Below are 22,113 nucleotides of genomic sequence, written 5' to 3'. Positions count from 1 at the left end.
GCCGCCGGCATGCCTGAGGCCACCGGCGAGGGCGCGGGCAGGCCCATCCCCCGGGCCCGCCGCCCCGCACGCTGCGCGATGCGGTCATGATGGACGGGTGCCTGAAGGAGACACGGTCTGGCTGACCGCCCACCGGTTGCACGCCGCCCTGGCCGGACGGCCCCTGCTGCGGGCGGATCTGCGGGTGCCGCAGCTGGCCACCGTGGATCTGGCGGGCCGGGAGGTGCTGGAGGTCGTTCCGCGGGGCAAGCACATCATGACCCGGCTGGACGGCGGCGCCACCCTCCACTCGCACCTGAAGATGGAAGGCTCCTGGCACCTCTACGCGCCCGGTGACCGCTGGCGGGGCGGGCCCAGCCACCAGGTGCGGGCGGTGCTGGAGAACGAGGCGAGGACGGCCGTGGGGTACCGGCTGCCGGTCCTGGAGCTGCTGCCCACCGCGGAGGAGGACGGGGTGGTCGGCCACCTCGGGCCGGATCTGCTGGGGCCGGACTGGGAGCCGGCGCGCGCGCTGGCGAGGCTCGCGGACCGGCCGGAGCGGCCGGTGGGCGAGGCCCTGCTGGACCAGCGCAATCTCGCCGGGATCGGCAACGTCTACGTCTCGGAGCTGTGCTTCCTGCGCGGGGTGACGCCCTGGACGCCGTTCGGGGAGATCACCGCGCCGGCGAAGATGGTGGTGCTGGCGAAGCGTCTGCTGGAGGCCAACAAGGCCCGTCCGGGTCACATCACCACCGGGGACACCCGGCGGGGACGCACGCACTGGGTCTACGGCCGGGAGCACGAGCCGTGCCTGCGCTGCGGCACTCCTGTGCGGCGGGCTGAGCACGGTGAGAAGGAACAGGCGAGGGTGGCCTACTGGTGCCCCCGCTGTCAGCGCGGCCCGGTGCCGTCAGACGTCTGACGCGGGCGGCCCGGGCGGCCCCGGTATCTCGGACGTCGCCTCGGGTCCTGGCCCGGTGAGGGCCGACGGCAGATCGGCGGCCGCCCTCCCGGGAGCGGTCTCGGCAGCACGAGTCCGCGCGGCCCTGCGGCGCCGGAGGACCGAAAACCCTCCGCCGTCCCCGGAGTCGCGCCGCGCATACGCGGGGACGGCGTGCAGGGGTATGAGTCCGAGGCTCCAGCCGGCGAGCGCCGCGGCCTCGCCCAGCCCGTGCCGCGACCCGGGCACCAACGCGTACCGCAGCGCCGCCCACCACCACGCCGCACCGCAGGCGACCGCGAGACCGTGGCATATCACCCGCCTCGTCCGCACCGCACCGCGTGCACGCATCGCCGCCTCCATGGGTCCCCGAGAAGGTCGCACCACGCGGTCCGGCTCGTCGGCCGGCGGATTCGGCCCGGTGTGGGGTGCGGGTCGTCGCGGGTCGGTCCGCCGTCAGACGTTCTCGGCCTGGAACATCCAGTGGAACTTCTCCAGGTCCGCCGTGATGCCGATGAGGATGTCCTGGGTGACGGGGTCGGGTTCGTCGGTGGCGGCGATACGTTCCCTCATTCGGGTGATGACCGCGTCGAGCGCCGTGACCATGACCTCCACGACCTCGGCGTCCTTGACCCAGCCGTCCGTCACGGCGTCGATGCCGCTGCTCTTGGAGACGGTTCCGGCCCGGCCGTCGGGGCTGACGCCTATCGCCGAGGCCCGCTCGGCCACGGTGTCCGAGGCGAGGCGGGCGGTGTCCACCACTTCGTCGAGCTGGAGGTGGATGGACCGGAAGCGCGGACCGATGACGTTCCAGTGCACCTGCTTGGCCAGCAGGGACAGATCGATCAGATCGACCAGGGCGCCCTGCAGGGCATCTCCGACGGTCTTCCGGGCGGCATCGTGCAGGGGGCTCTTGACGACGGTCATGCGCTTCACTCCTCGCGCTCGGCCGCCGACCGGCGGGACGGATCCGGCGCCCGGGGTGATCGGTCCGGGGGTTCGTCCCGCTCTGCGGCGGTTCGATCTTCGCTGACCTTCATCGCCTACCCTGCCCCCGTCGCGTACACATGGCAAAAGCAAGCTCAGGCCATGGATGCACGCAGAGAGACGTCCATCGGAGGGACCAATGCGCGGACCAGCAGAACGGCCCCGAACCGGGAGCAATCCCGGTTCGGGGCCGTCACGCACATGCAGGTCAGGCCGCGTACCGATCAGGCAGCGACGACGTCGACCGCCTCGGCGGACTTCTTGGGCGCCTTGATCGTGATGCGTTCGTCCGGCGTGGACGTCACAGAGGTGACGGAGGTGACCGCGCCCAGCAGCGGCCGCATCGGGGCGGCAGCGGTCTCGGCGGCAGCCGACTGCGAGAGCTCAGCGAGCGACAGGTCGTCGCTGACCTCGCGCATCACCTCGGACATCGGCACGTCCAGCGCGTCGCAGATGGCCGACAGCAGTTCGGAGGACGCCTCCTTCTGCCCCCGCTCGACCTCCGAGAGGTACCCGAGCGAGACCCGAGCCGACGAGGAGACCTCACGCAAGGTGCGGCCCTGGCGCTGGCGCTGCCGACGCAGCACGTCACCAAGCAGGCGACGGAGCAGGATCATCGGTGGCTCCCTCCTCGGACCGCGAAACCGCATCCTTCTCGCCCCACCGTACCGCCTCGGGCACCGGCCGTGCGGGGAGCAAAGACGTGTTCACTCAGGGCTGCAAACATCGCTACCCCCCGTCTTCTTCCCTATGCCTCGCCCCCGGACTCCTACCAGGAACGTTGTCCGGGAGCCTCGGCGGACCCCGGACCCGCCACCGTACTCCTTCTCAGCTCCGCCGTGAGCAGATCCAGAACGGCGGCCACGGAAGCGGTACGGATCGCGGCACGGTCACCACTCAGTTCGAGTGCCCGCACCTCGGTCCCGGCCGGACCTGCGACGGCGACGAACACGGTGCCCACCGGCTTTCCGTCCTGCGGGTCCGGTCCGGCCACCCCGGTGGTGGAGACGCCCCAGTCGGCCACCAGACGATCCCGCACGCCTTCGGCCATGTTTCGGGCGACGTCCGGGTCCACCGCGCCGCGAGCGGCCAGCAAGCCGGCGTCGACCCCGAGCACCAGATGCTTGACGTCGGTCGCGTAGGCCGTCACCGACCCGCGGAAGCTGCGCGACGCGCCCGGCACCGAGGCGATCTCCGCGGCCACCAGTCCCCCGGTGAGCGACTCCGCGACGGCGAGTGTCCATCCGGCGTCCTCCAGCAGCCGCAGGACCTCCGCGGCGCCGCTGCCGGCTTCCGGCGCCGCGGGCGCCGTCTCCCCGCCGTCGGTCATACCCCGTGCCCCTGGGCCCGCTCCCGGGCCTCCCGGGCATCCCGGGCTTCCCGGGCATCCCGGGCTTCCTTGCCGTCGTTGGCTTCCTTGGCTTCCTTGGCTGCCTCGGCTGCCGGAGCCTCCACCCGCATCCGCGCCTGGGCCGCCAGCCCGGCGCGCCGCAGCACGACGGCCTGCCGCACGTAGTCCAGGCCGGTGGCCACGGTCAGCACGACCGCGATCCCCATCAGCCAAGCCCGGATCGAAGCCAGCGGGCCGGTGAGCGCCAGGATGTACATGCCGACGGCCACGCCCTGCGTGAGCGTCTTGAGCTTGCCGCCGCGGCTGGCCGGAATCACCCCGTGCCGGATCACCCAGAACCGCATCAGGGTGATGCCGACCTCGCGCACCAGGATGACGATGGTGACCCACCACGGCAGGTCGCCCAGCCCGGACAGGCCGATGAGGGCCGCGCCCATGATCGCCTTGTCCGCGATCGGGTCGGCGATCTTGCCGAAGTCGGTGACCAGGCCGTACCGGCGGGCCAGCTCACCGTCGAAGAGGTCGGTGATCATGGCGACGGCGAACGCCGCCCAGGCGAAGGACCGCCAGGCGGGGTCGTGACCGTCGCCGTGGACCAGCAGCAGCACGAAGCCGGGGACCAGCAGCAGCCTGATCATCGTCAGCAGGTTGGCGACGTTCCACAGTCCGGGCTCGGACCCCTCGGGCCGGCCGACCTGGCCGGGGGCCGAGGGGGGCGAGGCCGGGGCTTCCGTCATCTGGCCACCGCCTCGGCGCCCTCGGGCGCATCAGTGCCCGCGGGCACATCGGGTCCCGCCGGGACGCCGACGCCCGCCGGCAGATCCGCTGCCTCGCCGCGCTCGGCCGGCACTACCGCCGCGAGCACCGCGGCGTCCGCGGCGCCGTCACCGGCGTCCCTGCCGCCCTCTTCGACGGCCAGCGGCTCGGCGATCAGGTCCACGCCCTCGGTCCCGGTGACCCGGGCGGTGACGAACACGCCGGGCGCCGGCTCCCACCAGCCGCCCGCGTCCGTCAGCACGACCTGGCCGTCGGTCTCCGGCGCCTGGTGGTCGGCGCGGCCGATGACCTCGCCGGTCTCCTCGTCCACGGCCTCGACCAGGACCCGCACGGTGCTGCCGACGCGCTCCTCGGCCCGCTGGGCGGTCAGCTCCTCGGCCAGCCGCGAGACCCGGGCCAGGCGGGCGGCGACCACGTCCTCGTCGAGCTTGTTCTCGTAGGTCGCGGCCTCGGTGCCGTCCTCGTCGGAGTAGCCGAACACACCGATGGCGTCGAGCCGCGCGGAGGTCAGGAAGCGCTCCAGCTCGGCGAGGTCCTCCTCCGTCTCGCCGGGGAAGCCGACGATGAAGTTGGACCGGACGCCCGCCTCGGGGGCCTTGCCGCGGATGGTGTCGAGCAGTTCCAGGAAGCGGTCGGTGTCGCCGAACCGGCGCATCGCGCGCAGCACGGCGGGCGCGGAGTGCTGGAAGGACAGGTCGAAGTAGGGCACGACCCCGGGCGTCGAGGTCAGCGCGTCGATCAGGCCGGGGCGCATCTCTGCGGGCTGCAGGTAGCTGACCCGCACGCGCTCGATGCCGTCGACCGCGGCCAGCTCGGGCAGCAGCGTCTCCAGCAGCCGCAGGTCGCCGAGGTCCTTGCCGTAGGAGGTGTTGTTCTCGCTGACCAGCATGACCTCGCGGACGCCCTGCTCGGCGAGCCAGCGGGTCTCGCCGAGGACGTCGGAGGGGCGGCGGGAGATGAAGGAGCCGCGGAAGGACGGGATCGCGCAGAAGCTGCAACGGCGGTCGCAGCCGGAGGCGAGCTTCACCGAGGCGACCGGCCCCGACTCCAGCCGGCGGCGCAGCGGCGCGCGCGGGCCCGAGGCGGGGGCGACGCCCTCCGGCAGATCCACCGGCGCCGCCACGAACTCCGTCGCGCCGGCGCCGCCGTCCGCGTCGGGGATGAGCCCCGCGGGGTCGGCCGAGCCCGCGACTCCCTGCCCGTGCCCGGGCAGCGCCACCCCTGCGGCGCCCTGCCGCTCGGCCGGGCTGATCGGCAGCAGCTTGCGCCGGTCGCGCGGGGTGTGCGGGGCGTGGACGCCGCCGCTGAGGATCGTCCGCAGGCGGTCGGAGATGTCGGCGTAGTCGTCGAAGCCGAGGACGCCGTCGGCTTCGGGCAGCGCCTCGGCGAGCTCCTTGCCGTACCGCTCGGCCATGCAGCCGACGGCCACCACGGCCTGTGTACGGCCCTGGTTCTTGAGGTCGTTGGCCTCCAGCAGCGCGTCGACGGAGTCCTTCTTGGCCGCTTCGACGAAGCCGCAGGTATTGACCACGGCCACGTCGGCGTCGGAGGCGTCGTCGACGAGCTGCCAGCCGTCCGCCGCCAGCCGGCCGGCGAGTTCCTCGGAGTCCACCTCATTGCGAGCGCAGCCGAGCGTGACGAGAGCGACGGTACGGGGTTCTGGCATGGTGCCCAGACTACCGGGTGCCTGGTCACCGCCCCCGGCGCCGCGGACCCCCCGGCACGCCTGAGCCCGCCCGGAGCGCGGGGGCTCCAGGCGGGCTCAGGCGAAGCTCAGCTCCCTGCGTCGGCACGAGTGCCGTAGATCACTCCCGGGCGGCCACGCTCGCGGACCTCGGCGGGTCTCGCAGCGAGGTTCACCCGTGAGCGCTCATTCCCGGGCTTTCACCCCTGGATCGGGTCGCCGGGGGTGTAGGTGAGGCGGACGACCTGGCCGTCGGTACCGGCCGCGCCGAGGTCCTTGCCGTTCACGAAGAGCTGCACGGCGCCCGCGTTGCCGACGATGAGCTTGATCTTCTTGTCGTCGGTCCAGGTCATCGACTGCCCCTTGCGCAGCGAGTCCTGGTAGAGCTGCTTGCCGTTGCTGTCGGTGGCCTGGATCCAGCTGGTGCCGCCGGCGGCGGTGACCTTGACCGTCACCTTCCCGGGCGGGGCCGCGGCGATGGCGCTGTTGGTCGCCGGCGGGGGCTTGGGCACGCCGTTGCTCTGCGGCGTCCGGCTCGGGGTGGCCTTGGTGGCGGTCGGGGTGGACGTGGCTCCGGCCGTGGGCTTGCTGTTGCCTCCGCCGCTGAAGGCGGTGTAGCCGACGAAGCCGATCACGGCGACGATCGCCGCGATCATCGCGGCCGTCCAGTTGGGCCGGCGCGGTTCGGACCTGATGCGGCGCTCGGCCTGGTAGACCGGCGGCACCGTCACGGTCGGGGTGGCCGTGCCGTGCTCGGCGGCGTACTGCTCGACGAGGTCCTCGGGATCGAGTCCGACGGCGCGGGCGAGCGATCGGATATGCCCGCGCGCATACACGTCACCGCCGCACCGGGAGAAGTCGTCCTGCTCGATCGCCTGGACGATCGGGACGCGCACCCTGGTGACGGTGCTGACCTCGTCGACGGAGAGCCCGGATTCGATGCGGGCCTGCGCGAGGGCGCGACCGACCGAAGGCCGGTCGTCGGAGGGCGAGTTGCCGATGGACACGAGGGCGCCTTTCGAGCGTGCAGCCACCTGCTGGAAGTTCAGTCTAGGGGCGGGAGAAAACGCGGGAGCAAGCGGGCGACCGTTTTTGTCCGCCACACGGGCTGAGGCTCTGCCACGCGGCGGAGACGGGATCGTCCCCTGTAACAACTTGACGTATGAGCCGGAGAAACGGTTGCCCCAGAACTTGCCCCGCGTACCCGTCCGGCACACCTGCTGACAGATCCTCCGACTATCAGTCCGGCCATCGGCCGGGTGGTCGGAGGGCGCCTTCAGGACCGCGCGGTCAGGCGGGCGCTTCGCCGCCGCGGATGACGGCCAGGACCCCGTCGATCTCGTCCGCCTTGACCAGCACGTCGCGGGCCTTGGAGCCCTCGCTGGGACCGACGATGCCGCGCGACTCCATCAGGTCCATCAGCCGGCCGGCCTTGGCGAAGCCCACCCGCAGCTTGCGCTGGAGCATGGAGGTGGAGCCGAACTGCGTGGAGACGACCAGCTCCGCGGCCTGGCACAGCAGGTCCAGGTCGTCGCCGATCTCCTCGTCGATCTCCTTCTTCGGCCCGCTGCCGACGGTGACGTCCGAGCGGTAGGTCGGGGTCAGCTGGGTCTTGCAGTGCTCGACGACCTTGGCGACCTCGGACTCGGTGACGAACGCGCCCTGCATGCGGATCGGCTTGTTCGCGCCCATCGGCAGGAACAGCCCGTCGCCCTTGCCGATCAGCTTCTCGGCGCCGGGCTGGTCGAGGATGACGCGGCTGTCGGCGAGCGAGGAGGTGGCGAAGGCGAGCCGGGAGGGCACATTGGCCTTGATCAGGCCGGTGACGACGTCGACGCTGGGCCGCTGGGTGGCGAGCACCAGGTGGATGCCGGCGGCCCGGGCGAGCTGGGTGATGCGGACGATGGAGTCCTCCACGTCGCGCGGCGCGACCATCATCAGGTCGGCCAGCTCGTCCACGATGACCAGCAGGTACGGGTACGGCGACAGCTCGCGTTCGCTGCCCTCGGGCGTCTTGGCCTTCCCCGAGCGCACCGCGGCGTTGAAGTCGTCGATGTGCCGGAAGCCGTAGGCCGCGAGGTCGTCGTAGCGCAGGTCCATCTCGCGCACCACCCACTGCAGGGCCTCCGCGGCCCGCTTGGGGTTGGTGATGATGGGCGTGATCAGGTGCGGGATGCCCTCGTAGGCGGTGAGCTCGACGCGCTTGGGGTCGATCAGCACCATCCGCACCTCGTCCGGGGTGGCCCGGGCCATCACCGAGGTGATGAGGCAGTTGATGCAGGACGACTTGCCGGAGCCGGTGGCGCCGGCCACCAGCACGTGCGGCATCTTGGCGATGTTGGCCAGAACGTAGCCGCCCTCGACGTCCTTGCCGAGCGCGACGGTCATCGGGTGCTCCTCGCCCGCGGCCTCGGCCGAGCGCAGCACGTCACCGAGGTTGACCATCTCGCGGTCGCTGTTGGGGATCTCGATGCCGACCGCGGACTTGCCGGGGATCGGGCTGATGATCCGCACGTCGGGGCTGGCGACGGAGTAGGCGATGTTCTTGGCCAGGGCGGTGATCCGCTCGACCTTGACCGCGGCGCCCAGCTCCACCTCGTAGCGGGTGACCGTCGGCCCGCGGGTGAAGCCGGTGACGCTGGCGTCGACCTTGAACTCCTTGAACACCTGGCTGAGCGAGGCGACCACCGCGTCGTTGGCCGCGCTGCGGGTGCGGCCGGGGCCGCCGCGCTCCAGCAGGTCCAGGGAGGGCAGGGCGTAGGTGATGTCGCCGGACAGCTGGAGCTGTTCGGCGCGCGGCGGCAGCGGCTGGCCGGAGGGTTCGGGCGCGGCCTTGGTGAGGTCGGGGACGGAGCCCTCGGCGCCGCCGGTGTCCTCGCCGCGGGCGGCGGGCACCTGCTTCTTCATCCGGCTGGTGAGGTCGGCCACCAGCGGTGAGGGCTGCACGCCGTGCAGCACCGCGCCGTCGAGCGCCGCGGCCGCGGCGGCGGCCACGTCCACCGCGTCAGGGCCGTCGCCGGCGTCGGCGTTCGCGGGCCGCCGCTTGGGGCGGCGGCGCGGCTTGGGCTCGGCGTCGCCGTCCATCGGGCCGTCGCGGTCGACGTCGTACGGCCCCGCGCCGGATTCCGCCGGGGACTTGGTGAAGCGCAGCGGGACCCGGCGCACCGGGGACTCTTCCTCGGTCCCCGGGTCGTCCGCGGCGTCCTCGTCGAAGAACTCCTCCAGCGGCACCGCCTCGGGGTCCGGCGGGGTCGCGTACAGCCCGAGGCGGGTACCGGCCTGGCGCAGCCGCTGCGGGATGGCGTTGACCGGGGTGGCGGTGACGACCAGCAGCCCGAACACGGTGAAGAGCAGCAGCAGCGGCACGGCCAGCGGCGCGCCGACGGTGTACGTGAGCGGGGAGGCCGCCGCCCAGCCGATGAGGCCGCCGGCGTCGCGGAGCGCCTGGGAGCCCTCGGCGCGGCTCGGCGCCCCGCAGGCCAGGTGGACCAGGCCGAGCGCGCCGATCACCAGCGCGGACAGGCCGATCACGATCCGGCCGTTGGCCTCGGGCTGTTCCGGGTGCCGCATCAGCCGGATCGCGACCGCGCCGAGCAGGAAGGGCACCAGCAGGTCCAGGCGGCCGAAGGATCCGGTCACCAGCATCTGCACGAGGTCGCCGACCGGTCCGTGCAGGTTGGACCAGGTGCCGGCGGCCACGACCAGGGTCAGGCCGAGCAGCAGCAGCGCCAGTCCGTCCTTGCGGTGGGCGGGGTCCAGGCCGCGTGCGCCGCGCCCTATGCCCCGGAAGACCGCCCCGACGGCGTGGGCCAGTCCCAGCCACAGGGCACGCACCATGCGGTACAGGCCGCTGGTGGGTGACGGGACCGGCTTGGGCGCGGGTCTGGCCGCCGCCTTCTTCGCGGGCGGCCTGGGAGCAGGCCTCTTGGCCGCGGGCTTCTTCGCCGCGGTCTTCTTCGCCGCAGGCTTCGCCGGGGCTTTCTTGGCGGTGCCAGACGTACGGGGGGCCATGGTGCCGACACTACCGCCCTTGTGATCGGGGAACACGCCTGGCCGTGCATACGCCCGTTCGTGTCGGGGCGTGCCGATCAGATGATTGACATCGCGTCAACCCTGGTCACCGGCACGCTGATGGCGCCGCCCCCGGAGGAACTCCCCCGGCCGGTACCCGACTTACTCCGGGCCCTGCTGCTTGACGATGCCGTCGCTGCCCGAGCGGGGCGGCTCCAGGGCGTCCAGCGCCCGCCGCAGCCCGCTGAGTTTGCGCTCCAGGTGCGCGGCGGTGGCCACCGCCGCGGCGTCCGCAGACTCGTCGAGCTGCTTGCTCAGCGCCTCGGCCTGCTCCTCGACCGCGGCGAGCCGCGCGGACAGCTCGGCGAGCAGCCCCGCGGACTCCTTGCTGCCGTTGGAGCCCGAGCCGTTAGCGCCCTGGTCCAACTGGAGCCGCAGCAGCGCCGCCTGCTCACGCAGCTGACAGTTCTTCATGTACAGGTCGACGAAGACCGACACCTTGGCCCGCAGCACCCACGGGTCGAACGGCTTGGAGATGTAGTCCACCGCGCCGGCCGCGTAGCCGCGGAAGGTGTGGTGCGGGCCGTGGTTGATCGCGGTCAGGAAGATGATCGGGATGTCCCGCGTCCGCTCCCGCCGCTTGATGTGGGCCGCGGTCTCGAACCCGTCCATGCCCGGCATCTGCACGTCGAGCAGGATCACCGCGAAGTCGTCGGTGAGCAGCGCCTTCAGCGCCTCCTCCCCGGACGATGCCCGCACCAGGGTCTGATCGAGCGCCGAGAGGATCGCCTCCAGCGCCAGCAGATTCTCCGGCCGGTCATCGACCAGGAGGATCTTGGCCTTCTGCACCATGGCCCGCCCTCCTCGCCCCGGTCCTGTGCCGGTCGCCGCCCCCGGGGACAGCTCCGTCATGCCGCCCGTCCTTGTGCCGGTCATGGTAGCCGCACCCCGCCGTTCGCCACACCCTGTCACCGCCAGGTCACTCAACACATACCGGAAACGCAGGCGGAGTCCAGAAGGTTCCCCGCATCCGGCGCCCTCACACCTCACCAGACACACGAGTCGGCAAAAGTTCGTACCGCAGGCGCGCCCCCGGCGTCAAAGCCGCCACGCCGGGATCAGCGGGCATGCATCCACTGCTCCATGAGTGTCAGCAGATGGTCGGTGTCGACCGGCTTCGTCACATAATCCGACGCCCCCGACTCGATGGCCTTCTCCCGGTCGCCCTTCATGGCCTTCGCGGTGAGGGCGATGATCGGCAGCCCGGCGAACTGCGGCATCTTGCGGATCGCCGAGGTCGTCGCGTAGCCGTCCATCTCCGGCATCATGATGTCCATCAGCACCACGGCGATGTCGTCGTACTGCTCCAGGACCTCGATGCCCTCGCGCCCGTTCTCGGCGTACAGCACGGTCAGGCCGTGCTGCTCCAGGACGCTGGTGAGCGCGAAGACGTTGCGGATGTCGTCGTCGACGATGAGCACCTTCTCGCCGCTGAAACCGCCGGAGAAGCCCGTGTAGGCGTCCGAGTGGGCGTCGTCGATCCACGACTCGGAGGCGGGCGCCTGACCGTTGGACTGCGCCCGGCCGTTGCTCTGCCCGTTGCCGTGGCCGCTGCCCTGGCCGCTGCCGTGACCGCCGCCCTGGCCGTTGCTCAGCGCGGCCGGCTGCGGCGCGGGCTGGGCGGACCGGCGGCGCAGCCGGGCGAGGCTGCTGCCGGGGCTGCGGGTCCGGCCGCCCTGCTGCTCGCCCTCCTCGCCCTGCGTGCCGGCCGGCAGCTGCGGAGCCGCGGGCGGAACGTCACCGAGCGTCATCGGCAGGTACAGGGTGAAGGTCGAGCCGCGGCCGGTCTGGCTGTCGGCGTGGATCTCGCCGCCCAGCAGGCGGGCGATCTCACGGCTGATCGACAGGCCCAGGCCGGTGCCGCCGTACTTGCGGCTGGTCGTGCCGTCGGCCTGCTTGAACGCCTCGAAGATCACCCGCATCTTGCTGGCGGCGATGCCGATGCCGGTGTCGGTCACCGAGAAGGCGATGAGCGGCTGGTCCGGGTCGCGCAGGCTGCCGGCCTCCAGCAGCTGCTCGCGGATCGACTGCGGCACCTCGGCACCGGCCGGGCGGATCACCAGCTCCACCGAACCGCTGTCGGTGAACTTCACCGCATTGGACAGCAGGTTGCGCAGCACCTGCAGCAGCCGCTGCTCGTCGGTGTGCAGCGTGACCGGCAGTTCGGGCGAGACCCGCACCGAGAAGTCCAGGCCCTTCTCCGCGGTCAGCGGCCGGAAGGTGGCCTCCACGTAGTCGACCAGCTGGACCAGCGCGATCCGGGTCGGCGAGACGTCCATCTTGCCGGCCTCGACCTTCGACAGGTCCAGGATGTCGTTGATCAGCTGCAGCAGGTCGGAGCCCGCGCCGTGGATGGTCTCGGCGAACTCGACCTGCTTCGGCGACAGATTGCGGTCGGCGTTGTCGGCCAGCAGCTTCGCGAGGATCAGCAGGGAGTTGAGCGGCGTGCGCAGCTCGTGCGACATGTTCGCCAGGAACTCGGACTTGTAGCGCATGGACACCGCGAGCTGTTCCGCGCGCTCCTCCAGGACCTGCCGCGCCTCCTCGATCTCGGTGTTCTTCACCTCGATGTCGCGGTTCTGCCGGGCCAGCAGCTCGGCCTTCTCCTCCAGTTCGGCGTTGGACAGCTCCAGCGCCCGCTGCCGGTTCTCCAACTCCGCGGAACGCTCCTGGAGTTGCTCGGTCAGCTCCTGGGACTGCTTGAGCAGGTACTCCGTCTTGGTGTTGACCGAGATGGTGTTGACGCTGATCGCGATGATGTCGGTGATCTGGTTGAGGAAGTCCTTCTGGATCTGGGTGAACGGCTGGAAGGCGGCCAGCTCGATGACGCCCAGCACCCGGCCCTCGAACAGCACCGGCAGCACGATCAGATGGGACGGCGGCGCCTCGCCGAGCCCCGAGGTGATCTTCAGATAGCCCGGCGGGACCTGCTCGACGAGGATCGAGCGCTTCTCCACCGCGGCCTGCCCGATCAGCCCCTCGCCCGGCATGAAGACGATCTGCAGCGTCTGCCGGGAGAAGCCGTAACTGCCGATCATCCGCAGCTCGAAGTCCTCGCCCGCCTCGGTGGTGTCCTCGGCGAGGAAGAAGGCGCCGTGCTGCGCGGAGACCACCGGCGTCAGCTCGCTCATGATGAGCGCGGCGACGTCCCGCAGGTCGCGCCGGCCCTGCATCAGACCGGAGATGCGGGCCAGGTTGCCCTTCAGCCAGTCCTGTTCCTTGTTGGCGAGCGTGGTCTCGCGCAGGCGGACGATCATCGTGTTGATGTAGTCCTGCAGTTCCAGGATCTCGCCCGCGGCGTCCACGTCGATCCGCAGGTTGAGGTCGCCGCGGGTCACCGCGGTGGCGACCTGGGCGATGTTGCGCACCTGGCTGGTCAGGTTGTTGGCCATCAGGTTCACCGACTCGGTGAGGTCCTTCCAGATGCCCGAGACACCGGGCACCCGCGCCTGACCGCCCAGCCGGCCCTCGGTGCCCACCTCGCGGGCCACCCGGGTCACCTCGTCACCGAAGGCTGACAGCTGCCCGACCATGGTGTTGATGGTGGTCTTGAGCTCCAGGATCTCGCCGCGCGCGTCGACGTCGATCTTCTTCGACAGGTCGCCGCGCGCGACCGCCGTCGTCACCTGGGCGATCTGCCGCACCTGGCCGGTGAGGTTGGAGGCCATGCCGTTGACGGACTCGGTCAGGTCCTTCCAGGTGCCCGCCACGCCCGGCACCCGCGCCTGGCCGCCGAGGATGCCCTCGGTGCCCACCTCGCGGGCCACGCGGGTGACCTCGTCACCGAACGCCGACAGCGTGTCCACCATCGTGTTGATGGTGTTCTTCAGCTCCAGGATCTCGCCCCGGGCGTCGACGTCGATCTTCTTCGTCAGGTCGCCGTTGGCGACCGCGGTCGCCACGGAGGAGATGGACCGCACCTGGCTGGTCAGGTTGGAGGCCATGCCGTTGACGGACTCGGTCAGGTCCTTCCAGATGCCCGAGACGTCGCGCACCCGCGCCTGACCGCCCAGCTGGCCCTCGGTGCCCACCTCGCGGGCCACCCGGGTCACCTCGTCACCGAACGCCGACAGCGTGTCCACCATCGTGTTCACGGTCGTCACCAGGGCGAGGATCTCGCCCTTGGCGTCGACGGTGATCTTGCGGGACAGGTCGCCGTTGGCGACCGCACCGGTGACGTCGGCGATGTTGCGGACCTGGCTGGTGAGGTTGTTCGCCATGAAGTTGACGGACTGGGTGAGGTCCTTCCAGGTGCCGGAGACACCCTTGACCTCGGCCTGACCGCCCAGGATGCCCTCGGTGCCCACCTCGCGGGCCACCCGGGTGACCTCCTCGGCGAACGACGAGAGCTGGTCGACCATGGTGTTCAGGGTGTTCTTCAGCTCGAGGATCTCGCCCTTGGCGTCCACGTCGATCTTCTGCGACAGGTCACCGCGGGCGACCGCGGTGGCGACCTGGGCGATGTTGCGGACCTGGGCCGTGAGGTTCCCGGCCATGAAGTTCACCGAGTCGGTCAGGTCGCGCCACACGCCGGCCACGCCGGGCACCTGCGCCTGGCCGCCGAGGCGGCCGTCGGTGCCCACCTCGCGGGCCACCCGGGTCACCTGCTCGGCGAACGACGAGAGCTGGTCGACCATCGTGTTGATGGTGTTCTTCAGCTCCAGGATCTCGCCGCGCGCGTCGACGTCGATCTTCTGCGACAGGTCACCGCGGGCGACCGCCGTCGTCACCTGGGCGATCTGCCGCACCTGGGACGTCAGGTTGCCGGCCATGAAGTTGACGGAGTCCGTCAGGTCCTTCCAGGTGCCGCTGACGCCGTCCACCCGGGCCTGACCGCCGAGGCGGCCCTCGGTCCCCACGTCCGTGGCCATCCGGGTCACCTGGGCCGAGAACGAGCCGAGCTGGTCCACCATGCGGTTCACGGTGTTCTTCAGCTCCAGCATCTCGCCGGAGACGTCGACCGTGACCTTCTGCGTCAGGTCGCCGTTGGCGACCGCGGTGGTCACCTGGGCGATGTTGCGGACCTGGCCGGTGAGGTTGCGGAACGCGGTGTTGACGGAGTCCGTCAGGTCCTTCCACGTCCCCGCCGCGCCCGGCACGGCCGCCTGGCCGCCGAGCTGGCCCTCGACGCCGACCTCGCGGGCCACCCGCGTCACCTCGGCGCCGAACGCCGAGAGCTGGTCGACCATCGTGTTGACGGTGTTCTTCAGCTCCAGCATCTCGCCGGAGACGTCGACCGTGACCTTCTGCGACAGGTCGCCGTTGGCGACCGCCGTCGTCACCTGGGCGATGTCGCGCACCTGCGCGGTGAGGTTGCGGAACGCGGTGTTGACGGAGTCCGTCAGGTCCTTCCACGTCCCCGCCGCGCCCGGCACCTGCGCCTGACCGCCCAGCTGGCCCTCGGCGCCGACCTCACCGGCGACGCGGGTCACCTCGTCGGCGAAGGTCCGCAGCGTCTCGGTCATGGCGTTGATGGTCTCGGCGAGCTGCGCGACCTCGCCGCGCGCGCCGATGGTGATCTTCTGGGTCAGGTCGCCGTTGGCGACCGCGGTGGTCACCTGCGCGATGTCCCGCACCTGGGCGGTGAGGTTCCCGGCCATCAGGTTGACGGAGTCCGTCAGGTCCTTCCACACGCCGGCCACGCCCGGCACCTGCGCCTGGCCGCCCAGCTCGCCCTCGGTCCCCACCTCGCGGGCGACACGGGTCACCTCGGAGGAGAAGGACGACAGCTGGTCGACCATCGTGTTGACGGTGTTCTTCAGCTCCAGCATCTCGCCGGCCACGTGCACGGTGACCTTGCGGGACAGGTCGCCCTTGGCCACCGCCGTCGTCACCAGCGCGATGTCCCGCACCTGCGCGGTCAGCCGGTAGGCCATGGTGTTCACGGAATCCGTCAGGTCCTTCCACGAACCCGACACCCCCCGCACCTTCGCCTGGCCGCCGAGCTTGCCCTCGGTGCCGACCTCGCTGGCCACCCGGGTCACCTCGTCGGTGAACGCGGACAGCTGGTCCACCAGGCCGTTCACCGTCCGGCCGACCTTCAGGAACTCGCCGCGCAGCGGATGCGCCGAGCCGTCGGCGTTCTGCGCGCGCAGGTCCATGCGCTGTTCCAGGTCGCCCTCGGCGACCGCCGACAGCACCCGGCCCACCTCGGACACCGGCCGCACCAGGTCGTCCACCAGGGCGTTCGACGCCTCGATGGCCGACGCCCAGGCGCCCTCGCAGGCCCCGGTCTCCAGCCGCTCGGTCAGCTTGCCGTCCCGGCCGACGACGCGGCGCACCCGGGCCAGCTCACCGGTGAGATGCTGGTTGCGGTCCGCCACCTCGTTGAAGACCGCGGCGATCTCCGCCATCGGCCCCTCGCCGGTCACCGTCAGCCGCTTGCGGAAATTTCCGTCCCGCATCGCGGCCAGCGCCGCCAGCAGCTTGGTCAGCGATGCCGAGTCGACCTCGACGGTCCCGCTGCCACGGGATCGTCCGTTCTTCGTACGCGCGACCGTGGTCCGCGCCGATGCGCCAGACTCCACCGTGTCCCTCCTGGGGGGTCGACCGACCCGCAGATGTGCAATGTTGCCGACTGCAGTGCATGCCCAGTGTTTCACTCCGGCCCCGCCCGGCCATAACAGTTCGGCAGCATCGCATATGACCGGCGGGCATCTTCAGGGTGGAAACACCCGCAACCGGCGCACGGACGGTCCTCACGGATCAGTAACCTGGCCCTTGGTATCGGGTGCCCGCCCGTGTGCGGTGGGCATACACCTCTGAGGAGCCGCCGGTGGCAGTCGAGCAGCGCGGCGGCAGGCCTGCGGACGTGAGGTGCGCGCCCGCCTTGTCAGGAGCAGCGAGGAGACCGGTGATCACGGCGCGGGCAGCGGCCACCTTCGAACCGGTGGGGCGGTCCGTCGCGGGCGCCCGCGCCTTCGTCCGCGACACCCTGCAGGGCTGGGGTTTCGCCGACGTGGTCGACGACGCCGTCGTCCTCACCAGTGAACTCGTCACCAACGCGGTCGTCCACGCCGGCACCGCCGCCGACGTGCAGTGCCTGCGCTACGAGACCGCGGTCCGGGTCGAGGTCGCCGACCACTACCCCGATCGCGAGATCCCGCTGCAGAGCCGCGGCCGGCAGTTCCGGGAGACCGACAACGAGGGCGGCCGCGGACTGATGCTGTGCGCCGCCCTGGCCAGCCGCTGGGGCGTGGAGTACACAGCCGCGGGCAAGCACGTCTGGTTCCAGCTCGACCTTCCCGAGCGGCCCGCCGGCACCCGGTCCGCCGGCCCGCTGCTGCCGCCCTCCTCGCTCCCGGTCGCCGACGAACGGGTCAGGGTCGCCGTCGTCCAGGTCGACCGCCAGGGCGGCATCACCCGGTGGAACGACGACGCCGCCGATCTGTTCGGCCACGCGGCCTCCGACGTCGTCGGCAAGTCGCTCGCCGACATCACCGCCTGGCCGCAGACGCCGGGCACCGGCATCGGCCTCGCCGAGGCCCTCCAGCTCTCCCGCTGGGAGGGCACCTACGGCCTGCGGGACTCCTCCGGCCGCGTCCTGCCCGTCTACGGCTCCCACCTGCGGGTCCGTGACAGCTCGGGCGAGCCCTCGACCGTGTGTCTGCTGGTGCGGGCCGAGGAGCGCGCGGTCCTGCAGAGCCCCACCCGCGGCGCCGTCCAGATCGACAACAGCCTCAGCCAGCGCGACAAGAGCTCCGACGCCTTCGAGGTCTTCATCGGCTCGCCCGCGCCCGACGACCTGGACGGGCTGCTGCAGCGCACTGTGGAGCGCGCCCGCGACATGCTCGACGGCGACGCCGCCTACCTGCTGCTCGCCACCGACGACGAGACCGAGCTGGAGGTCCGCGCCTCCACCGGTCTGCCCTCGGCCCGCCAGCGCTTCGCCCGCGTCCCCGTCGAGGCCGGCACCGGCCGCTACGGCAGCGCCCGCATGCCCGCGGTCCACGAGGACCTCACCGCGGTCCCCGGCGCCGTCCCGCTGCTGTCCGGCACCGGCATGCGCTCGGTGGTCACCGTGCCGCTGAAGGTCGAGGGCCGCCTCACCGGGTCGATCGGCGTGGCCGCCGAGGCCCCGGGCCGCTACTCCAACCAGGAGGCGCTGCGGCTCCAGTTCGCCGCCGACCGCATCGCGCTGGCCGTGGAGAGCGCCCGGCTCACCGAGCTGGAGCGGCTGCGCCGCGGTTCGCTGTCCTTCCTCGTCGAGGCGTCCGACCTGCTGGCCGGCACGCTGGAGCGTGACCAGACGCTGGCCCTCATGGCGCAGATGACGGTCCCCACCCTGGCGAGCTGGTGCGCGGTCTACACGATCGCCGACCAGTCCGAGCCCGAACTGGCCTTCGTCCTCCACGAGGACGAGGACCGCATCGACGGCATCAAGGCGCTGCTCTCCCAGCTGCGGGCGCCGGACCCCGACCCGACGCCCGGCGCCCGGTTCTGGACCGCCCCCTCCGACGCGGCGCACTCCGGCGCGCTGCGCGCGTCCCTGCGCAGCCTGGGGCTGGGCGCCGCGCCCACGGGCGGCGGCCGCCCGGCGAGCGCGCCGGGCCTCGCGCTGGCGACCGCGGCGGCCGTCGGCGGCGAGACCGTCGTCCTGCCGCTGGTCGCCCGCAACCGCGTCATCGGCATGCTGACCCTCGGCAAGCCCACAGACGAGCGGTTCCGCCAGGAGATCCTCGAACTCGCGGAGGACCTCTCCCGCCGGGCCGCACTCGCCCTGGACAACGCCCGCCTCTACAGCGAACGCACCGCGATCAGCCAGGCGCTGCAGCGCAGCCTGCTGCCGCCCGAGCTGCCGCGGGTCCCCGGCGTCGAGGTCGAGGTCGTCTACCGGGCGGCCGGCGAGGGCAACGAGGTCGGCGGCGACTTCTACGACCTGTTCCCGATCCGCGACGGCTGCTGGGGCTTCGCCATCGGCGACGTGTGCGGCACCGGGCCGGAGGCCGCGGCCGTCACCGGCCTCGCCCGGCACGCGCTGCGGCTGCTGGCCCGTGAGGGCTTCGGCGGTCCTGCCGTACTGGAACGCCTGAACGCCGCCATCCTCGACGAGGGCGCCCGCAGCCGCTTCCTGACGCTGCTCTACGGCGAGCTGTGGCCGCAGCACGACGGCAGCGCGGTGCTCCGCATGGTGTGCGCCGGCCATCCGCTGCCGCTGCGGCTGCGCCCGGACGGCTCGGTGGAGCCGGCCGCGGAACCGCAGCCGCTGCTGGGTGTGATGGAGGACCTCGAACTCGTCGAGCAGTCCGTCACCCTCGACCCCGGCGACGTGCTGCTGTGCGTCACCGACGGCGTGACCGAGCGCCGCGAGGGCACCCGCATGCTCGGCGACGACGGGCTCGCGGACGTGCTCGCCACCTGCACCGGGCTGACCGCGGGCGCGGTCGCCGCGCGCATCCAGCGGGCAGTGGAACGCTTCGCCTCCGACGCGCCGTCCGACGACATGGCGATCCTGGCCATGCGGGTGCCGAGCCTGCCCGCGTGAGGCTGCCCGCCTGAGCCCGCCCGCGTGAGGCTGCCCGCCTGAGCCCGCCCGCCTCCTGAGGCGAGACGGGCGCGGCACCGACGTCAGCGTGCGCCGAGGGTGTTGAGGCGCGCGGCCTGCCGGGTCAGGTAGTCGCGCTCGGCGACATGGGATGCCTGCCGGGCGGCTTCCGCGTACAGCCGCGCCGCCGTGGCAAGGTTGCCGTCGCGCTCGTGGAGGTAGGCGGCGACGGCGGCGTGGCGGGGCAGCGTGTCGTGCAGTTCGGCGAGGGCCGAAAGCCCAGCGCGCGGGCCGTCGGCCTCGCCGACCGCGACGGCACGGTTGAGCCGGACGACCGGGCTGTCGGTCAGGCGTACGAGCTCGTCGTACCACTCGACGATCTGCACCCAGTCGGTCTCCGCCGCGGTGGGCGCGTCGGCGTGGAGCGCCGCGATCGCGGCCTGGGCCTGGAACTCGCCGAGCCGGTCCCGGGCCAGCGCGGCCTGCAGGATCACGACGCCCTCGGCGATCGCCGCGGTGTCCCATCTGCCGCGGTCCTGCTCGGCGAGCGGCACCAGGCCGCCGTCGGGCGCCGTCCTGCCCGCACGGCGGGCGTGGTGCAGCAGCATGAGGGCGAGCAGCCCGGCCACCTCGGGGTGGTCGAACGTGGCCGCGAGCTGCCGGGTGAGCCGGATGGCCTCCGCGGCGAGGTCGACGTCCCCGGAGTACCCCTCGTTGAAGACCAGGTAGAGGACCCGCAGCACGGTCGCGACGTCGCCGGGCTGCTCGAACCGCACACCCGAGACGGTCCGCTTGGCCCGGCTGATGCGCTGGGCCATGGTCGCCTCCGGGACCAGGTAGGCCTGGGCGATCTGCCGGGTGGTCAGCCCGCCCACCGCGCGCAGGGTGAGGGCGACCGCGGACGACGGTGTCAACGAGGGGTGGGCGCACAGGAAGTAGAGCTGGAGCGTGTCGTCGTGCTCCGGCGCGGGCCCGGGCGCCGGCTCGACCTCGACGACGTCCTCCCGGCGACGGCGTGCCGCGTCGGCCCGCGTGGCGTCGAGGAAGCGGCGCCACGCGACGGTGATCAGCCAGCCCTTGGGATCGCGCGGCGGGTCGGCCGGCCAGACGCGCACCGCCTCGACGAGCGCGTCCTGCACCGCGTCCTCGGCGGCCGCGAAGTCTGCTCCGCGGCGGACGAGGACGGTGAGCACGCTCGGCGTGAGGCTCCGCAGCAGGGCCTCGTCCATGGGAACGGTCACTCCGTGATGGTCGGGGGCGTCTCGACGAGGAACGGGCGCAGTTCGAGCCATTCGTGGATCGGCCTGCCGCCCGCGCCGGGGGCGGCCGAGAGCTCACCGGCCAGCTCCACGGCCCGCTCGTAGGTGTCGACGTCGATGACCATCCAGCCGGCGATGAGGTCCTTGGTCTCGGCGAACGGGCCGTCGGTGACCGGCGGCCGGCCCTCGCCGTCGTAGCGGACGAACGTCCCCTCAGGTGACAGGGCCTGGCCGTCGACGAACTCCCCGCTCTTCTCCAGCCGGTCGGCGAAGTCCCGCATGTACTGGATGTGCGCGGAGACCTCCTCCGGCGTCCACCGGTCCATGGGGACGTCGTTGACGGCGGCCGGAGCGCCTCGGTAGTGCTTCAGCAGCAGGTACTTGGCCATGGTGACTCTCCTCCGTGCGATGCGGCCCATTGTGGTCGCGCTCACCCCTGGGACGGAGCCGGTCCCGGGTTCTCGACATCCGCGCCCACAATTCTTTGGGCCGTCCGGCGGAGACCACCGAACCGGTGGAGACAACGCACCGGCCGGGGCAACGAAGAGGCCCCCGCCGGCGCGGCGGGGGCCTCTTCCATCGGAGCCCCAATACGGAATCGAACCGTAGACCTTCTCCTTACCATGGAGACGCTCTACCGACTGAGCTATTGGGGCGCTGTCGACGGGACGATATTAGCCCATGAACGGGTGTGCGGCGAAACCCTGTCCGAGCAGGTTCGGAAGGTCTTTCAGAGCAGTCCGCCGAGCGCGTTGCAGGCGTCGGCGACGTGGGTCAACTCCCGCTGGGTGAGCGCCGAGTGGACCGGCAGCGTGAGGCTGTCGGCAGCCGCCCGCTCGGTCTCCGGGAGGACGGCGCCGGACCGGTGGGCCGGCATCCGGTGGACCGGCACGGGGACGCTGACCGTGGCCCGCACGCCCCGCCTCGCCAGGGCCAGCGCGAAGGCGTCCCGGTCGGGCCGGCCGTTGCCGGGTATCCGCACGGTGTACTGGTGGTAGAGGTGGTGCACGCCCGGCTCGGCGAAGGGGACGACGACGCTCTTGAGTGCCGAGTCGAGGAAGCGCGCATGAGCGCGGCGCCGCGCCACGGCCCCGATGTCCTCGCTCTCAACGCCCTCTTCGACCAGGGCCAGGGACCGGCGGTCGGCCAGCTCGCCCAGGCGGGCGAGAGGCGCGGGGTGTCCGAAGACGCCGACCGGGATGATCGCGGCGGTGCGCGAGGTGATGCTCGCCGCGACCGCTACCGGGTCGAGGCAGAAGGTCCGCGGATCGATGTCCGCGAACACCGGGAGGGCGCCGGCCAGTCGGACGCCGTCGGCGGGCGCGCTCGGTCCGAACGAGGGCACGATGACCTCGTCACCGGTGCCGATTCCCAGTTCCACCAGCGCGTCGCGGAACGAGGCGGCGGTCGCCTCCGCGGCGATCCTGTGCCGTCGTCCGGCAGTCGTCATCTGCTGCACGTCTCCACACCTCCGGCTGTCGGTGCCGCCAGGTTCCCGGGAAGACGTGAACATCAGGTAACGGAAAACAGAAAAACCCCGGCCCCTGAGCCGAAGCTCAGGAGTCGGGGTTTTCCGAAAGA

The 22,113-nt window shown here is 71.9% G+C and carries 13 protein-coding genes, 1 tRNA gene and 1 pseudogene; 2 read left to right on the top strand and 13 right to left on the bottom strand.

Going from position 1 to position 22,113, the window contains the following annotated elements; translation table 11 throughout:
• Positions 1–97: 97 nt before the first annotated feature.
• The gene (locus K7862_RS30610) at positions 98–901 is read left to right on the top strand and encodes a DNA-formamidopyrimidine glycosylase family protein (RefSeq protein ID WP_222968071.1); all 804 of its coding nucleotides are present in this window, start codon (positions 98–100) and stop codon (positions 899–901) included.
• A gap of 474 nt (positions 902–1,375) precedes the next feature.
• Here the strand turns inward: K7862_RS30610 and K7862_RS30605 are convergent, their stop codons facing one another.
• The 9 genes and pseudogenes from K7862_RS30605 to K7862_RS30565 all read right to left on the bottom strand — a co-directional run bounded on the left by K7862_RS30605 (position 1,376) and on the right by K7862_RS30565 (position 16,316).
• A complete protein-coding gene (locus tag K7862_RS30605) occupies positions 1,376–1,846 on the bottom strand; it encodes a Dps family protein (protein WP_222968069.1) in 471 nt (156 codons plus the stop codon).
• Positions 1,847–2,130: 284 nt separating this feature from the next.
• The gene (locus K7862_RS30600; protein WP_222968067.1) at positions 2,131–2,523 is read right to left on the bottom strand and encodes a helix-turn-helix domain-containing protein; all 393 of its coding nucleotides are present in this window, start codon (positions 2,521–2,523) and stop codon (positions 2,131–2,133) included.
• 152 nt (positions 2,524–2,675) lie between these two features.
• Positions 2,676–3,236: a CinA family protein gene (locus K7862_RS30595; protein WP_222968066.1), complete on the bottom strand. Its 561-nt coding sequence runs from the start codon at positions 3,234–3,236 to the stop codon at positions 2,676–2,678.
• Positions 3,233–3,994, bottom strand: coding sequence for a CDP-diacylglycerol--glycerol-3-phosphate 3-phosphatidyltransferase (gene pgsA / locus K7862_RS30590; RefSeq protein ID WP_222968064.1), 762 nt, complete (start codon positions 3,992–3,994; stop codon positions 3,233–3,235). The genes K7862_RS30595 and pgsA overlap by 4 nt, the downstream gene beginning before the upstream one ends.
• 158 nt (positions 3,995–4,152) lie before the next feature.
• Positions 4,153–5,700: pseudogene (rimO, locus tag K7862_RS30585) on the bottom strand (30S ribosomal protein S12 methylthiotransferase RimO); the annotation flags it as partial.
• Between the two features lie 218 nt (positions 5,701–5,918).
• Complete coding sequence (locus K7862_RS30580) at positions 5,919–6,725, bottom strand: helix-turn-helix domain-containing protein (protein ID WP_222968103.1); 807 nt, start codon at positions 6,723–6,725, stop codon at positions 5,919–5,921.
• 283 nt (positions 6,726–7,008) lie between these two features.
• Positions 7,009–9,729, bottom strand: a complete 2,721-nt coding sequence (locus K7862_RS30575) for a DNA translocase FtsK (RefSeq protein WP_222968062.1) — start codon at positions 9,727–9,729, stop codon at positions 7,009–7,011.
• A 162-nt stretch (positions 9,730–9,891) separates the two neighbouring features.
• A complete protein-coding gene (locus K7862_RS30570; protein ID WP_222968102.1) occupies positions 9,892–10,581 on the bottom strand; it encodes a response regulator in 690 nt (229 codons plus the stop codon).
• Positions 10,582–10,847: 266 nt separating this feature from the next.
• Entirely contained in the window at positions 10,848–16,316 is a 5,469-nt protein-coding gene (locus K7862_RS30565; RefSeq protein ID WP_222968061.1) for a HAMP domain-containing hybrid sensor histidine kinase/response regulator, read from the bottom strand.
• A 326-nt stretch (positions 16,317–16,642) separates the two neighbouring features.
• On the opposite strand from K7862_RS30565, the gene K7862_RS30560 reads away from it, so the two are divergent.
• The gene (locus K7862_RS30560) at positions 16,643–19,273 is read left to right on the top strand and encodes a SpoIIE family protein phosphatase (RefSeq protein ID WP_222968060.1); all 2,631 of its coding nucleotides are present in this window, start codon (positions 16,643–16,645) and stop codon (positions 19,271–19,273) included.
• 83 nt (positions 19,274–19,356) lie between these two features.
• Here the strand turns inward: K7862_RS30560 and K7862_RS30555 are convergent, their stop codons facing one another.
• The 4 genes from K7862_RS30555 to K7862_RS30540 all read right to left on the bottom strand — a co-directional run bounded on the left by K7862_RS30555 (position 19,357) and on the right by K7862_RS30540 (position 21,982).
• On the bottom strand, positions 19,357–20,502 hold the full coding sequence (locus K7862_RS30555) for an RNA polymerase sigma factor (protein WP_222968101.1): 1,146 nt from the start codon (positions 20,500–20,502) through the stop codon (positions 19,357–19,359).
• An 8-nt stretch (positions 20,503–20,510) separates the two neighbouring features.
• Positions 20,511–20,921, bottom strand: a complete 411-nt coding sequence (locus K7862_RS30550) for a YciI family protein (protein ID WP_222968059.1) — start codon at positions 20,919–20,921, stop codon at positions 20,511–20,513.
• 194 nt (positions 20,922–21,115) lie between these two features.
• Positions 21,116–21,188: transfer RNA gene (locus tag K7862_RS30545), tRNA-Thr, on the bottom strand.
• Between the two features lie 74 nt (positions 21,189–21,262).
• Entirely contained in the window at positions 21,263–21,982 is a 720-nt protein-coding gene (locus tag K7862_RS30540) for a DegT/DnrJ/EryC1/StrS family aminotransferase (protein ID WP_222968058.1), read from the bottom strand.
• Positions 21,983–22,113 lie beyond the last annotated feature (131 nt).

The sequence above is a fragment of the Actinacidiphila acidipaludis genome, from assembly GCF_019890725.1.
Taxonomy (GTDB): Bacteria; Actinomycetota; Actinomycetes; order Streptomycetales; family Streptomycetaceae; genus Actinacidiphila; species Actinacidiphila acidipaludis.
Note: the sequence above shows the minus strand (reverse complement) of the source record. Positions and strands in the feature narration are given on the sequence as shown.